The sequence below is a fragment of the Bremerella sp. P1 genome (genome assembly GCF_028748185.1).
GTDB lineage: Bacteria > Planctomycetota > Planctomycetia > Pirellulales > Pirellulaceae > Bremerella.
In genome coordinates this window covers 3,483,267-3,496,452 of record NZ_CP118164.1, presented here as the reverse complement: position 1 = coordinate 3,496,452, position 13,186 = coordinate 3,483,267, and the positions used below count along the sequence as shown (strand labels likewise).

At 55.7% G+C, this 13,186-nt stretch carries 10 protein-coding genes; 7 read left to right on the top strand and 3 right to left on the bottom strand.

The window, feature by feature from the left end:
• The first annotated feature begins 200 nt into the window (after window positions 1-200).
• From PSR63_RS14725 to PSR63_RS14700, 6 genes are all read left to right on the top strand, one after another.
• The gene (locus PSR63_RS14725; protein WP_274326434.1) at window positions 201-1,214 is read left to right on the top strand and encodes a DUF1559 domain-containing protein; all 1,014 of its coding nucleotides are present in this window, start codon (window positions 201-203) and stop codon (window positions 1,212-1,214) included.
• 135 nt (window positions 1,215-1,349) lie between these two features.
• Entirely contained in the window at window positions 1,350-1,745 is a 396-nt protein-coding gene (locus PSR63_RS14720; RefSeq protein ID WP_274326433.1) for a hypothetical protein, read from the top strand.
• A 232-nt stretch (window positions 1,746-1,977) separates the two neighbouring features.
• Window positions 1,978-4,248 carry an FAD-dependent oxidoreductase gene (locus PSR63_RS14715; RefSeq protein ID WP_274326432.1) on the top strand — a complete coding sequence of 757 codons (2,271 nt, stop codon included), beginning with the start codon at window positions 1,978-1,980 and terminating at the stop codon, window positions 4,246-4,248.
• Window positions 4,249-4,258: 10 nt separating this feature from the next.
• Window positions 4,259-5,989 (top strand): FMN-binding protein, encoded by a 1,731-nt coding sequence (locus PSR63_RS14710; protein WP_274326431.1) that lies wholly within the window; start codon window positions 4,259-4,261, stop codon window positions 5,987-5,989.
• Between the two features lie 101 nt (window positions 5,990-6,090).
• Window positions 6,091-7,908: a serine/threonine-protein kinase gene (locus PSR63_RS14705; RefSeq protein WP_274326430.1), complete on the top strand. Its 1,818-nt coding sequence runs from the start codon at window positions 6,091-6,093 to the stop codon at window positions 7,906-7,908.
• Between the two features lie 110 nt (window positions 7,909-8,018).
• Window positions 8,019-10,061 carry a right-handed parallel beta-helix repeat-containing protein gene (locus tag PSR63_RS14700; RefSeq protein ID WP_274326429.1) on the top strand — a complete coding sequence of 681 codons (2,043 nt, stop codon included), beginning with the start codon at window positions 8,019-8,021 and terminating at the stop codon, window positions 10,059-10,061.
• Window positions 10,062-10,126: 65 nt separating this feature from the next.
• Here the strand turns inward: PSR63_RS14700 and PSR63_RS14695 are convergent, their stop codons facing one another.
• The 3 genes from PSR63_RS14695 to PSR63_RS14685 form a co-directional block, all read right to left on the bottom strand.
• Window positions 10,127-10,675, bottom strand: a complete 549-nt coding sequence (locus PSR63_RS14695; protein ID WP_274326428.1) for a carboxymuconolactone decarboxylase family protein — start codon at window positions 10,673-10,675, stop codon at window positions 10,127-10,129.
• 121 nt (window positions 10,676-10,796) lie between these two features.
• Window positions 10,797-11,693 carry a DUF4261 domain-containing protein gene (locus PSR63_RS14690; RefSeq protein ID WP_274326427.1) on the bottom strand — a complete coding sequence of 299 codons (897 nt, stop codon included), beginning with the start codon at window positions 11,691-11,693 and terminating at the stop codon, window positions 10,797-10,799.
• Between the two features lie 86 nt (window positions 11,694-11,779).
• Entirely contained in the window at window positions 11,780-12,373 is a 594-nt protein-coding gene (locus tag PSR63_RS14685) for a DUF1579 family protein (protein WP_274326426.1), read from the bottom strand.
• Between the two features lie 351 nt (window positions 12,374-12,724).
• Here PSR63_RS14685 and PSR63_RS14680 point away from each other — a divergent pair, with 351 nt between their 5' ends.
• On the top strand, window positions 12,725-13,165 hold the full coding sequence (locus tag PSR63_RS14680) for a hypothetical protein (RefSeq protein WP_274326425.1): 441 nt from the start codon (window positions 12,725-12,727) through the stop codon (window positions 13,163-13,165).
• The last annotated feature ends 21 nt before the right edge of the window (window positions 13,166-13,186 follow it).

Sequence of the window (13,186 nt, the reverse complement as noted above, 5' to 3'; positions counted from 1 at the left end):
GTTTAACATCAATACGTCTGATGGACTAAAGGCCCCTCTGGAATACTATCCCTGCGGATTCGGACATCCGCCGCTTCCAACGGCTCCGGAACTCCCTCCTATATCCTTCGACGCCTGTCTATCACGTCTCAATTTCGCTCGCTTCGTAACAACCACTCCCCACGTTTTTCTTCCTAATTCCTATTTGTTAGAGGGTTTGTATGCGCACTTTTGTGTATCGACGCGGTGGATTTACACTGGTCGAACTTCTGGTTGTTATTGCCATTATCGGTGTTTTGATCGCCCTTTTGCTTCCTGCTGTGCAACAGGCTCGTGAAGCCGCACGACGCATGCAGTGCACCAATCACCTGAAGCAACTTGGGTTGGCGCTGCACAATCACCACGATACGTACCTTCGCTTTCCACCAGGCGGTGCCCAGGACCAGCCTCCGTTTGGAACCGCCACGGCAAACAATACAACCTGGGGAAGTTCGTGGCTCGTCTACATTTTGCCGTTCGTTGAAGAAAACACCATTTACGACCAATGGCAATTCTATGGGTCGTCTGGCGTGTTCAACTCCAACAACAATGCCGTGGTCAAGGGAATTGAAATGGACAAGTACCGCTGTCCATCTTCTCCTCTCCCTGGATTTTCTCGATCTAACAGCGGCAACTCCGCCTCGGTCACCTACGTGGGCATTAGCGGTGCGGTAGACGGGATCATTCCTGGCTACACCGAAAGTCGAATCACGCACAACGCCCGTGGCGGTATGCACAGCGCCGGCGGAATGTTTTTCGCCAGCAGTAAGATCAAGTTCTCTGACTTAACCGACGGTACCAGCAATACCATGGCCGCCAGCGAACATGGCAACTGGCTCACCGATACCTCCAACAACAAGCAGGACTGGCGTGCCAGCCAGCCATGGAGTTGGACCATTGGCTGCAAGAGCTCAGACTCGCCACCAAATATGACCTACAACGGCGACAATCGCCCGTTCAACATCACAACGGTTCGTTACACCATCAACCGCACTACAGGTTGGACCGACGACGAGGACACCACGGGTGTTGGCAACGATGGTGGTGCGAACATTCCTCTCAACTCGACCCATCCTGGCGGCGTGAATGTTCTCTTGGGGGATGGCTCAGTGCGATTCATCGCCGAGACCATTCAGCTCGAAACCTTGGGACGTCTCGCTACGCGTGACGACGGTCAAGTCGTCGGCGAATACTAAGCCTTCGCCATCGGCGCGATGCTGACTCTTATTCAGCGTTTTCCTGGCGACTAGCCCAGTAGCTAGTCGCCTTGCGCGCCGAACTTGCCCTTTCCCGAAATAAGCTCTCATTATCTTGCTAGGAATCCTATATACATGGTTACTCGATTTTCACTTTGTTTTCTCCTGGTTGGCCTCTTGCTCTCGTTGGGTTGTACGGCTCAAAGCAACGAGCCTCAGCGACTACCTGTCAGCGGAAGTGTTAGCCTCGACGGCAAGCCGCTCGATAAAGGGGTGATCTACTTCAAAACCGTATCCAAAGGTTCCGTGGACGCGTTGGATATCGTCGCGGGGAAATTCTCAGGAGAAGTCGAACCCGGCGAACGACGCGTTGAGATTTCTGCCTTTCGAACAGCATCGGGAGGTACGCCCGGTATGGACGCAGGCGAAGTGAATTACATCCCGGCGAAGTACAACAACAAGAGCACTCTGAAAGCGAATGTGACCCAGGGACAAGCCAACGAGTTCGACTTCGCGGTAACGTCCAAGTAGTCACAGACCAACGAAAATTGCCAACGAACGAGCGGGCCTGCGCAGAATTACTCTTCGCAGGCCCATTTTCGTGGATGATTCCCCAAAAGTCGCATTCCCAGCGTACCAAAACGCGTCATTTTTATTCCTAATTATGTGGGCACGGGTGTAGTATGTTACACTAATGAGACTGTAGATTCTGATTCTACGGACACCAATCCTGCCACCTTCCTAATCCGATACAGATCCTCGCATGAAAAGCATTTTCTCGGCCGCATTGACGGTCCTGTTCTGTTTCTTGTCTTCCTCTTTATTGGCTGCTGACTTGCTTGTCGAAGCCGAAAGCTTTACCGACCACGGTGGCTGGAAACTCGACACACAGTTCATCAACGAAATGGGATCGCCTTACTTGTTGGCCCATGGCCTGGGTAAGCCAGTCGACGCCGCCAAGACGGAAGTCACCTTCCCAGAAACCGGCCGCTACCGCGTCTTTGTTCGCACCAAAGACTGGGTGGGCCAGTGGAATGCCCCAGGGGCCCCCGGCAAGTTTCAAGTCGCGATCGATGGTAAGCCACTCGAAGAAACCTTTGGCACCGAGAGCGCCGAGTGGTTCTGGCATGATGGCGGCCTGGTCGACATCGACAAGAAGGACGTCACCCTCAGCATCCAGGATCTGACCGGCTTCGACGGTCGCTGCGACGCGATCTATTTCACGACCGACGTGAACACCACACCACCTTCCAGCAAGAGCCAACTGGCCAAGTGGCGTAAGGACCTGCTGGGCATCACCGAAGACATCAAGACGGAAGGTCCCTATGACCTGGTTGTGATCGGCGGTGGCTACTCCGGCATGGGTGCCGCAATCAGTGCCGCGCGCATGGGCTGCAAGGTCGCGTTGATTCAAAACCGCCCAGTGCTAGGGGGCAACGGCAGTAGCGAAGTTCGCGTTTGGGCGATGGGTAACATCCGTCGTGGTAAGTACCCACGAATTGGCGAGATCGTCGAAGAGTTCGCCGACAAAGCGAAGAAGTCGCCAGGCACCTACGAGGAATTCGGGGACGAAAAGAAGGAAGAGATCGTTCGTGCCGAAGAGAACATCGACCTGTTCCTGAATCACCACGCCAACGATCTGGAAATGAAGGATGGCAAGATCGCGTCGATCACGGCATTCGATACCCGTTCCAGCCAGGTTCGCAAGTTCGAAGGCAACCTGTTCTGCGATGCCACCGGTCACGGCACCATCGGCGCCTTGGCAGGTGCCCTGTACGACCAAACCGACAAGGGCCGCATGGGTATGAGCAACATGTGGCGTTGGGATGAAGCCGACCAGGAAACGACCTTCCCGGAAACGCCTTGGGCTTTGGACCTGACCATGAAAGACTTCCCTTATCCACGTGATCATCATGGTCAGTGGTTCTGGGAAAGTGGTTTCGACAAAGACCCGATCCAAGGTGCCGAGTCGATCCGCGACTGGAATCTGCGTGCCGTGTATGGTGCCTTCAATGCGATGAAGAACCGAGACGGGGCCTCGAAGCACAAGAATGCCGAACTGACCTGGCTGGCCTACGTTGGCGGTCCTCGTGAGTCGCGTCGGCTGATTGGCGACGTGATCCTGACCGAGGACGACATCGTGGCCAAGCGAGACTTCAAAGATGGCTGCGTGCCGAGCACTTGGTCGATCGACCTGCACTACCCCAAGAAGGAATTCGCGGACAAGTTTCCCGACAACCCGTTCATCTCGATCGCCGTACACGATCGTCGAGTCGACCGCTCGTATGGCTATCCGGTTCCTTACCGCTGCTTCTACTCGAAGAACGTCCCGAACCTGTTCATGGCCGGTCGCTGCATCAGCGTGACCCACGAAGCGTTGGGTACCGTGCGCGTGATGAAGACCTGCGGCATGATGGGCGAAGTGGTCGGCAAGGCCGCTTCTCTCTGCAAGCTGTATGATTGCTCGCCGCGTCAGGTCTACGAAGAACATTGGGACGAAATGGACCAACTGCTCAACCTGCCAGGCCAGGCACGTCGTGCCACCGTCGATGCCGAAATCGAAATGCCAGCCACGCTGCTGCCATCGTCACCGTATGGTCCTCCATCGGGACTGAACCCAACGAAGATGGCCGGCATTGTCATTGACGATCGTCAAGCCGAGAAGACCGGCAAGTGGACCGAAGGCACCGGCCTGAAGGGCTACGTGAATCACGGTTACCTCTATTCCGGAGAGAAAGGCGCCAAGGTTCGTTTCCCGATCAAGATCGAGAAGGCCGGCAAATACGACGTTCGTTACGCGTACCAGCCGCACGAAAATCGAAGTGCCAATGCCAATGTCACCGTAGCTGCCGGTGGCTCGCGTGACACGACGGTCATCAACATGAAAGAACAACCGCCGATCGACGGGGGCTTTTACTCGCTGGGTATCTTTACGCTCGAGCCAGGCAAAGAGTCGTACGTGGAAGTCGAATCACGCGGCGATGGAAATATCCATGCCGATGCGATCCAGTTGATTCCTGTCGCTGGTAACTAACGCAATTTAAATGGCGGAAGAAACTCCAGCAGCCAACGTTCCACCCAAGAAACGCAGGTCCCTCGGCCTGCGTTTCCTTCTGCATGGGTATCGGTTCGCACTGATCGCGGCGATCGCGCTGTTGGTACGTCTTCATAGCCAAAGCGAAAGCCTGGCAGCGCTCGATCCTGTCGAAATATCGCTTGGCAAAGTCCAAGGCTTCCTCCCCGAAGCGGCCTCCCTAACGGCTGCTGCCGATCGGGAAGGAGCCTACATCCAAAACTCCGATGGCAAGCGAATCGGCTGGGCGGTCACCACTTTGCCCACAGCCAACAACATCATTGGCTTCTCAGGCCCCACCAATTCACTGGTGGTCGTCGATGCCAACAATACGATCCGCGGCATCGAAATCCTTTCCAGCAAAGACACGCCAGAACATCTCGCGGCCGTTGAAAAAGCAACCTGGTTCTTAAAGCAGTTTGTCGATAAGTCTCCCGAAGACCTCGGCGGCCAGACGAAGCTCGACGCCGTGTCAGGTGCCACCCTGACCAGCCTGGCGATCATCGAGTCGGTCACTAAAACGCTAGGCAGCGATCCCCCCAACTACCGCTTTCCCAAAGAGATCGCGTTCGAAGAAGTTGCCGAGATCCTGCCTAAGGCGAAACAGCTGGTCGCGAAACAGTCGCCCCGCGGCTGGCTCGAGGTCCTCAACGACAATGGAACAATCATCGGTACCGTCTGGCGCACAAGTCCCCAGGCCGATCAGCACATTGGCTACCAAGGACCGTCCGACGTGCTGGTAGTCCTGGATACCGAAGGAAAGCTGAAAGCGGTCGCCCTGCGGGAAAGTTACGACAACGATCCTTACGTACGTTACGTTCGCGAAGACTGGTCCTTTCCCGAGTACCTGGCCGGCTACGATCTCGATCAGTTGGCCAAGCTTGATATGAAGCAGGCCGAGATCGAAGGTGTTTCCGGGGCGACCATGACCAGTCAGTCGGCCACGCAAGCGGTTGGTATCGCGGCCGCGGCCTATCAGCGCGAGATACAGGCCGAGCAAAAACCACAACTAGCCGCGACGCCGATCTCGTTCACCTGGCGTGATGCGGCCACGCTGCTGGTGATTGTCGCGGCGCTGGCCATTGCGTTCACCGATCTGCGCGGCAAGAAGTGGGTGCAGTTTGGCTTTGGGTTTATCGTGATTGCCTATCTCGGCTTCTTCGCGGGCGACATTCTTTCCATGGCACTCTTTGTCGGCTGGGCCAGCCACTCGGTTCCGTGGCAGAAGTGCATCGGCCTGGTGGCTGTGGCAATTGCAGCATTTGCCGTTCCCCTCTTCAGCAAGAAGCAGGTCTATTGCAACCATCTTTGCCCTCATGGTGCCGCCCAGATGATGATCTTGCGGTTCTCGAAGTGGAACTGGAAGGTGCCCAAGAAGCTTCGCCTGGTCCTATCGGCAGTGCCTGCGGTGCTGCTGGCCGTTTGTATCCTCATCGCGTTCTCGATCATCGATGGCAACCTGGCGGCATTGGAACCCTTTGATGCGTACGTGCCCACCATTTCCGGCTGGGCTTCGCTTTCGATCGCTATCGGAGGGCTCATTTTTTCTGCGTTCGTCCCGATGGGCTTCTGCCGGTATGCCTGCCCAACTGGGGCGGTCATCTCGCATGTGCGCTGGAATGCATCGAGCGATAAGTGGAGCGTTCGCGACAGCGTTGCCACCCTTTTGCTGGGTTTGGCCGTGATTTGCTTTTGGCTGTAGAGCAGTCGTCGAAGTTCGCGGAGTATGCTTCTATAATAGGACACACGTCCCCTGGCACTTTTCTCCGCCCAGACTAATCACGAACCGTAAGCGGCATTGTTATGGACCAGAAAAAGATGGGCCCCTATCGCCTGGAAGCCACAATTGGCAGTGGTGGCATGGGGACCGTGTATCGTGGCATCGACGAACGAACCGGCGACAAGGCTGCGATCAAAGTTCTGCCCAGCAACATGTCCCACAACGAGGGGCTGCGCGAGCGTTTCCAACGCGAGATCGAAACGCTGCTCCAGTTGAAGCACCCCAACATCGTGCGTCTGTTCGGATTTGGCGAAGAAGATGGCGAGCTGTTTTATGCCATGGAATTGGTCGACGGTCGCAGCCTGGCCGAGGTGATCGTCAAAACGCCGATCAAAAGCTGGCGTACGGTGGTGAAGTATAGCCTGGCGATCGCAGCTGGTCTTCGCCAAGCCCATGACATGGGAATCGTCCACCGCGACATCAAGCCCGCCAATGTCTTGATCACCCGCGACGACAAAGTGAAAATCCTCGACTTCGGAATCGCCCGGCTCTTTGGCGCAACAGGAGTCACCATGGCCGGTGGTATCGTGGGCACGGCCGACTACATGGCTCCTGAACAGGCTTTCGGCGAAGGGGTAACCCCCAAGGCCGACCTCTACAGTCTGGGTGCGCTCATGTACGCGATGCTCGCACGGCAGCCGCCATTTCGTGGCAATACGGTGACCGAAATCCTCGACAAGCTGCGGTACAACGAGCCTGTTCCCATTGATCGTCTTGTGGAAACACTCCCCAACGACTTGAGCCAACTGATCACGCAGCTATTGGATAAGAATCCGGAGAACCGTGTTCCGACGGCTCGTGCTCTTTGCCGCCGTTTGGAAGCTCTCTTAGAACTTCCCGAAGAGACCGACTTCGACCTGAACTTGGCCGATCACTCGACGAAGAAGCCCTCGGCTCCCGAGGATGAATACCAATTAAAAGACGGTGGCGGAGACGAAGCCCCTACACTTGATCCTCAGGCACGCAAGCTGGCCGAAGCCCCTACCATGCAGCTGACCGGCGATGGTGGGTCACACGAGCCGCAAGCCAAGAGCCAAGACGGAGGCACCGAGGCCCCGGCAACAATTGTTAGTCAGCGAGCTAAAAAACCGGAATCTCAAACCCGCTTCACCACCGTTGCCGAGCAGCGTCAGAGGACTTCTGAAGAAGAGTCACGCCGCGAAAAGAGCTCCGCATGGATCAACTACATTCAAATCGGCGGCCTGCTGGTAGCGCTCGGTGTGGTCGTAGCCGTGATGATGATTGCTCCGAAGAAGCCAACCGCCGACCAGGTCTATCAATCGATCGAGGACGGTGCGAATGAAGGAGACTTGGCCGAAATTTCCGACGAGATGGACGACTTCCTGGAACGCTTCCCGGAAGATCCTCGCTCCGAAAATGTCGCCCAGCTCAAAGAAGAATTGAATCTCCGTCGACAAGAGAATCGCTACCGCCTGGCTGCGGCCTTCGGAGGGGTCAACCAAGGTTTGCATCCTGTCGAACAAATCTATTTGGATGCGATGAAAACCAACGAACTCGATCCGCAAGGTGCACGCAACAAACTGCAAGGCCTGATCCTGGCCTACGGCCCATCCGGTTCGCAGCAAGGTGATATTGCCCGCTGCCTGGTTTTGGCAGAGCGACGCCTGAAACAATTGAATTCGGCCCTCGCAAGCAAGAGCAAACAACAAACGGTATCGATTCGCGAGCGTCTCCAATACGCGGACGAAATTGCTTCGGACGATCCCATCAAGGCTGAGCGAATCTATCGGGGCGTGATCCAACTGCTCGAAGGCGAATCGTGGGGTACTAATCTGCTTAACGATGCCCAGATGCGACTTAATAACCTGAAGTCCAGATAGAGATGAACAAGGCCCGTGATTGGACTCGCGGCGAGGCTGTTCTATCATAAAGGAGTCTCCCCCGCCGTTCCCGCCGATTGATTCTCCCTGCCAAACTACGGAATCGACCAATGACGCTGCTTCGTTTTGCGCCGCTCTGGCTCGTCGTGTTATTTGCTGTTCCTGCCTCTGCCGCGCAGTGGTACGTCGCCCCTAATGGAAGTGATGAGGCCGCCGGTACCCAGGCAGCTCCGTTTGCCACGCTCGCCAAGGCCCGCGATGCGATCCGCAGCCACGCCACCGACGAAGCCCACACTGTCTGGGTTGCCGACGGCACGTATCCACTTGCTTCGCCGTTTGTTCTCACTCCGGAAGATAGCGGCACCCAAGACCATCCGATCGTTTACCGAGCCATGGAAGGGGCTTCGCCGATCTTCTCTGGTGGAAGCGTTGTTACTGGTTGGCAGCAACAAGGAAAAACCTGGCAGGCCGTTTTGCCCGAAGAGCTTCATAGCCCTCTTCCCGAGCAGCTGATCGCCGGCCAACAGCCGACCACGCTGGCCCGCGAGCCTGACGAAGGTCTTTTCACCCTGACCGGCGTGACCGAAGAAGCTCCGGAAAAGGGTCCCGCCAAGCAGACGCTTCGCCTGACCGGCAAAGACTATGCGGCCACGCTCGCAAACGTGATGCCTGAAGAATTGCCTCAGGTCCAGTTCTTAGCTTTCCACAAATGGGACAACACTCGGCGTCACGTAGACGAGCTTCTGTTCGAGCAGCATGCGATGGTGACCTCAGGGCGAAAGATGAAGGGGCACAATCCGCTTAACGAGAAAACCCAGATCCGCATCGAAAACTACTCCGCGGCGCTCGATACGCCCGGTGAATGGCACGCATCGGCCGACGGTGTGATTCGTTACATGCCGCGCAAAGGGGAAGACCTCTCGAAGATTCAAATGATTATCCCGCGTCTCGAGCAACTATTGATCGTGCGTGGCCAACCGGATGCGGATGAATTTGTGGAGCACGTCGAACTTCGTGGCCTGCGATTTTTACACGCTCGCTGGACAACGCCTAAGAGTGGCTTCGAGCCCAGTCAGGCCGCTTCCCCTATCGAAGCAGCCGCGCTGATTGATGGTGCCCGACATTTGACGATCGCCGACTGTGAGATCGGCCACGTGGGCATCTATGGCCTCTGGTTTCGCCGCGGCTGTCAGCACTGCACGCTCGAACGAAGTTGGATCCACGACACGGGTGCCGGTGGCGTCCGTATCGGGGAAACGGCCATGCGGCGCGATCCCAAGCAGCAGACCAGTCATATCACCATCGACAACAACATCCTGAACCGCGGTGGGCGAATCTTCCCCTGTGCCGTTGGTCTCTGGATTGGACAAAGTCCTGATAATCGCGTCACCCACAACGAAATCGCCGACTATTTCTACACCGGTATTTCTGTCGGTTGGCGATGGGGTTACGGCGAAAGCTTCACCAAACGCAATACGATTGCCAAGAATCATGTTCATCACCTTGGCTACGGCGTGCTGAGCGACATGGGCGGCATTTACACGCTCGGACCTTCCGAAGGAACCGTCGTCCGGGGCAACATCTTCCATGACATCCACGCCTACAGCTATGGCGGCTGGGGACTCTACACCGACGAAGGAAGTAGCGGGATTCTATTTGAGAACAATCTCGTCTATCGCACCAAGACCGGCGGCTTCCACCAGCACTATGGCAAAGACAATATCGTTCGGAATAACATCCTGGCATTCGCGCTGCTTTATCAATTACAGGCTACCCGCGTCGAACCGCATCGCTCGTTCGTCCTGGATCGCAACATTGTCTTTTACGACCAAGGGGAACTACTGCACGGGCGGTGGAGCCAGGTAAAGCACGACAGCTCGAACAATTGTTACTTCAACGCTTCTGGCAAGCCGGTAACGTTTGAAGGAAAATCGCTCGAAGAGTGGCAAGCTCAAGGCCACGAGACTGGATCGATCATCGCCGATCCCAAGTTTGCTGATGCCGAGAAGTTCGACTTCACGATCTCCGAAGACTCACCGGTCTACAAGCTAGGCTTCCGCGCGTTCAAGACAGACGACGTCGGCGTTTATGGAGATCAGCAGTGGATCGACAAAGCGAAGAGCTTCGAGTACCTGCCTGTCCGACCCGAGTAGAGGAAACTTAAAATTGGCCAGCGGTGCACTGCACTGGCCGCATCGTTTCCACAGAAGAGGTTCCCTTAGGCAACTTCTGCCAGCAGTTCGACTTCCGGGAAATCAACTTCCGTCCCGGCGACGTGGTTGAAGAAATTGGTGAAGAAGTTCAAAGCCACCAGGCCAACCACTTCGGTGATTTCTTCGTCACTCAGATCCGCAGCTTTTGCGGCGTTGAACTGATCGTCGCTGATGAAACCCTTGGTTTCGGTAATCGCGTCGGTCAGGTTCAGCACGGCTTGCAGCTTGGGATCGGCCGCTTCACCCTGTCGGACTTTCACGGTCTCTTCTTCAGTGTAGCCAACCATCTTACCGACGGTCGTATGAGCCGAGACGCAGTACTGGCATTGGTTCTTTTCACCAACTCGCAAGGCGACTGCTTCGCGGGCCTTGGCCGACAGTTGGGAGTGTCCCATCGCGCCGGAAAAGCCGAGGTACGCTTCCAAAACCGATGTCGAGTTGGCCATCGTCGCGACGATGTTGATGTGCTTGCCGAGCTTCTTCTTCGCAGCATCGAGCAGCTCGCGTTGTTTGCCTTGGGCACTTTCCAATGCAATGGGTTGCAGGCGAGGCATGAGGTGTTCTCCTTGTGTGTGGTTGTCAGTAATTCAACGTAACTGACCACTTCGATACCGCTTGGATATGAAGAGTTACACAAGAGAAAACTGATTCTCAAGAATTCATCCCAGGCGTAATCTACTTCACGTAAACGCCTGCGGTGATGGCATAGCGAAGGCCGGCACAGTACGGAATGCCGGGATCGATGTCGATGACCTTACGAGGCGGCCCCAAGATGGCCTCTTCGAAACGACACTTCCAAACCTGGCTCGCATTGATGCCGGGAAAGGCCTGACCGTCTTGCAGCTTCGGACCATGCTCGAAGACTTCTAGAGCCTTCTCGTAAACGATCTGCTGAATCTCGCGCCAGTCCAATCCACGGAAGTGACATTGAAAGTCAGGCCAACCCAAGACGCCCAACCCCAAGCTATCGACGATCATGTCGCGCGATTCATCATCACGTCGTTCGCCATAGCCAATCACTCGCGACACGCGAACGTTGAAAGCCCCAGGTGCCTTCCAGGGTTTGGCCGCCACGTCGTGCAGACCATCCAGGAACTTCTTCGGCTCGAGAAACTGTTCGGTCGCTTCCCAGTAAATGGCATCGCAAGGAATTGCTTCAATGATGCTGGCCACCAGGAACTGCATCATCTGCAAGCGTTCCAGCGGTCGCATATTCGACGCGGTCTGATCCAGCACGACCAATTGATGCTCGCACTCGCCGACCGCTTCTTCCGCATCATCCCAGAGCCAAGACTGTTCCAGCGCCGGCAGGAAGGGCGTCAGGTCACCTGGGTACTCGATCTCTTCTTCCCGAATACTCCAGGTTGCACCGACCGACTTACCGCCGATGTTCGCGACATGCTTGGGATGACGAAAGTCGAGACGCTCCGAATCTCGCTTCCCATCGCGCGGCGCAAACCCATCCGACCTCTTCTGCATATTGTCCAGGATGAGGCCCTTGGGAACGTCCGGTTTCGCCTTGTAGAACAATCGGACGCGATAGTCGCGCGAGTCAGCATTGTCGTCGAGCACGAATTCTCCTTGTGCTTCATGGCAACCAATCAGTGCACCTAACCACGTAGGTGCACTTTAGTATAGTCAGCCGGCGAACCCAACACTCACTGCTTGACGTACTTTATTTTGCCCATTTCGGCTTCCGTATCGCCGGTCACCTGAGACAACGTAAAGACAAAACCGTCTTCGGTCGGCACCGTGGTCAACGTGAAGTTCATCGGCCCGGCGGGCGAGCTGCACGTACCTTTTTCGGTCATCACGCCGGTCTTCTCGTCGAGCTGTCCTTCAGTGTGCAGGATGTGGGTCGACATGTTGTCGATCCAGATGCCCACAAACTTCTGCGCGGCGTTGTCGTAGCCCATGATGCCGAAGCCATTCATCGGCTGGCCGTCGTAGGTACTTTGGAAATGCTGCGTCACAAAACGCCCACCCAGAATTGGCTTGAACTCGGCCGTTCCTTCATCCACGGACTCTTCGTCCTTGCCCGGGACAATCCAGTGGGAGGTCGTCTTATATTTGCCGACCATCGCCTGAAGATGCTCGTGCGGTTTCCCTGGTGCGCCGAGCTTGGCCATCATCTCCTGCATCGCGGCCGAGTCCAAATTGCCCGAGCCAGGCGTTGCCGGCTCGTCGGCAACCGCGGTCGAAACCAATCCGATCAAAAAAAAGATCCCCATCATTTTGCTAGCAACTTGCATCAATCTAACTCCTATTTATGCCCCCCGAGTGAACGTTATGTGACCACACATGAGCTGATTTTATCGCAGCAAGGTCACCCTAATCACGCTCTTTTCCCAAACTTCATCTCCGACGCGACGCATAGGGCGATGTTGATCCCCTTAGTCATTTCCCCCGCTAGAATTGACTAGTTTAACCGTAGGCTTTGGCTCTTTTGTTTTTTGCACTTTCCGCGAAAAGAATTGATTGACGACTCACAGAATCCGGCATAAAACCACAATTGAACGGACGCAAACGGATTGCAGGATTCGCAAAATTTATTTCGGAGGGGCGCCAGCTTATCATTTCCTCTCACCGCTAAGGAGGATGCCATGCCCGACCTGCAACGATTGACGGATGCCGCAGTAACGAAACTTCTTACCGAGCACGCCCTCCTGCACGATCTTCTTGAAGAAGCAGATCGGATTGCGGCAGAGGGAGATTCGGTGGAACCTTTGGTTCTAGGTCTGCAAGAATTACGCGACATGATGCATGACCAGTTTGCCAAGGAAGAATGCGGCGGTTACTTGCAAGACACCATCAGTATCGCTCCGCGTTACTCGTCGGAATGCGAGCAGCTACGGCTCGATCATCGCTTGCTACTGAGCGACATCGACGCGATGCTTGATGATTTGCATCACAGCCCCACGGAGACCCTGGCCACATTCCACGTCCGCTTTCGCGATTTCACCACCCGCTTTTTGAACCACGAGCACCACGAGAACGCCGTCGTTCAGAAGGCCCTGGAAGAAGACATCGGCGTTGGCGACTAAACAGCCCCGAACAACATCCCA

What these genes read in the sequence shown, in the direction of transcription:
- PSR63_RS14725 (WP_274326434.1), top strand. Translation starts at nt 201, where the DNA reads ATGCGCACTTTTGTGTATCGACGCGGTGGATTTACACTGGTCGAACTT.
- PSR63_RS14720 (WP_274326433.1), top strand. Translation starts at nt 1,350, where the DNA reads ATGGTTACTCGATTTTCACTTTGTTTTCTCCTGGTTGGCCTCTTGCTC.
- PSR63_RS14715 (WP_274326432.1), top strand. Translation starts at nt 1,978, where the DNA reads ATGAAAAGCATTTTCTCGGCCGCATTGACGGTCCTGTTCTGTTTCTTG.
- PSR63_RS14710 (WP_274326431.1), top strand. Translation starts at nt 4,259, where the DNA reads ATGGCGGAAGAAACTCCAGCAGCCAACGTTCCACCCAAGAAACGCAGG.
- PSR63_RS14705 (WP_274326430.1), top strand. Translation starts at nt 6,091, where the DNA reads ATGGACCAGAAAAAGATGGGCCCCTATCGCCTGGAAGCCACAATTGGC.
- PSR63_RS14700 (WP_274326429.1), top strand. Translation starts at nt 8,019, where the DNA reads ATGACGCTGCTTCGTTTTGCGCCGCTCTGGCTCGTCGTGTTATTTGCT.
- PSR63_RS14695 (WP_274326428.1), bottom strand. Translation starts at nt 10,675, where the DNA reads ATGCCTCGCCTGCAACCCATTGCATTGGAAAGTGCCCAAGGCAAACAA.
- PSR63_RS14685 (WP_274326426.1), bottom strand. Translation starts at nt 12,373, where the DNA reads ATGCAAGTTGCTAGCAAAATGATGGGGATCTTTTTTTTGATCGGATTG.
- PSR63_RS14680 (WP_274326425.1), top strand. Translation starts at nt 12,725, where the DNA reads ATGCCCGACCTGCAACGATTGACGGATGCCGCAGTAACGAAACTTCTT.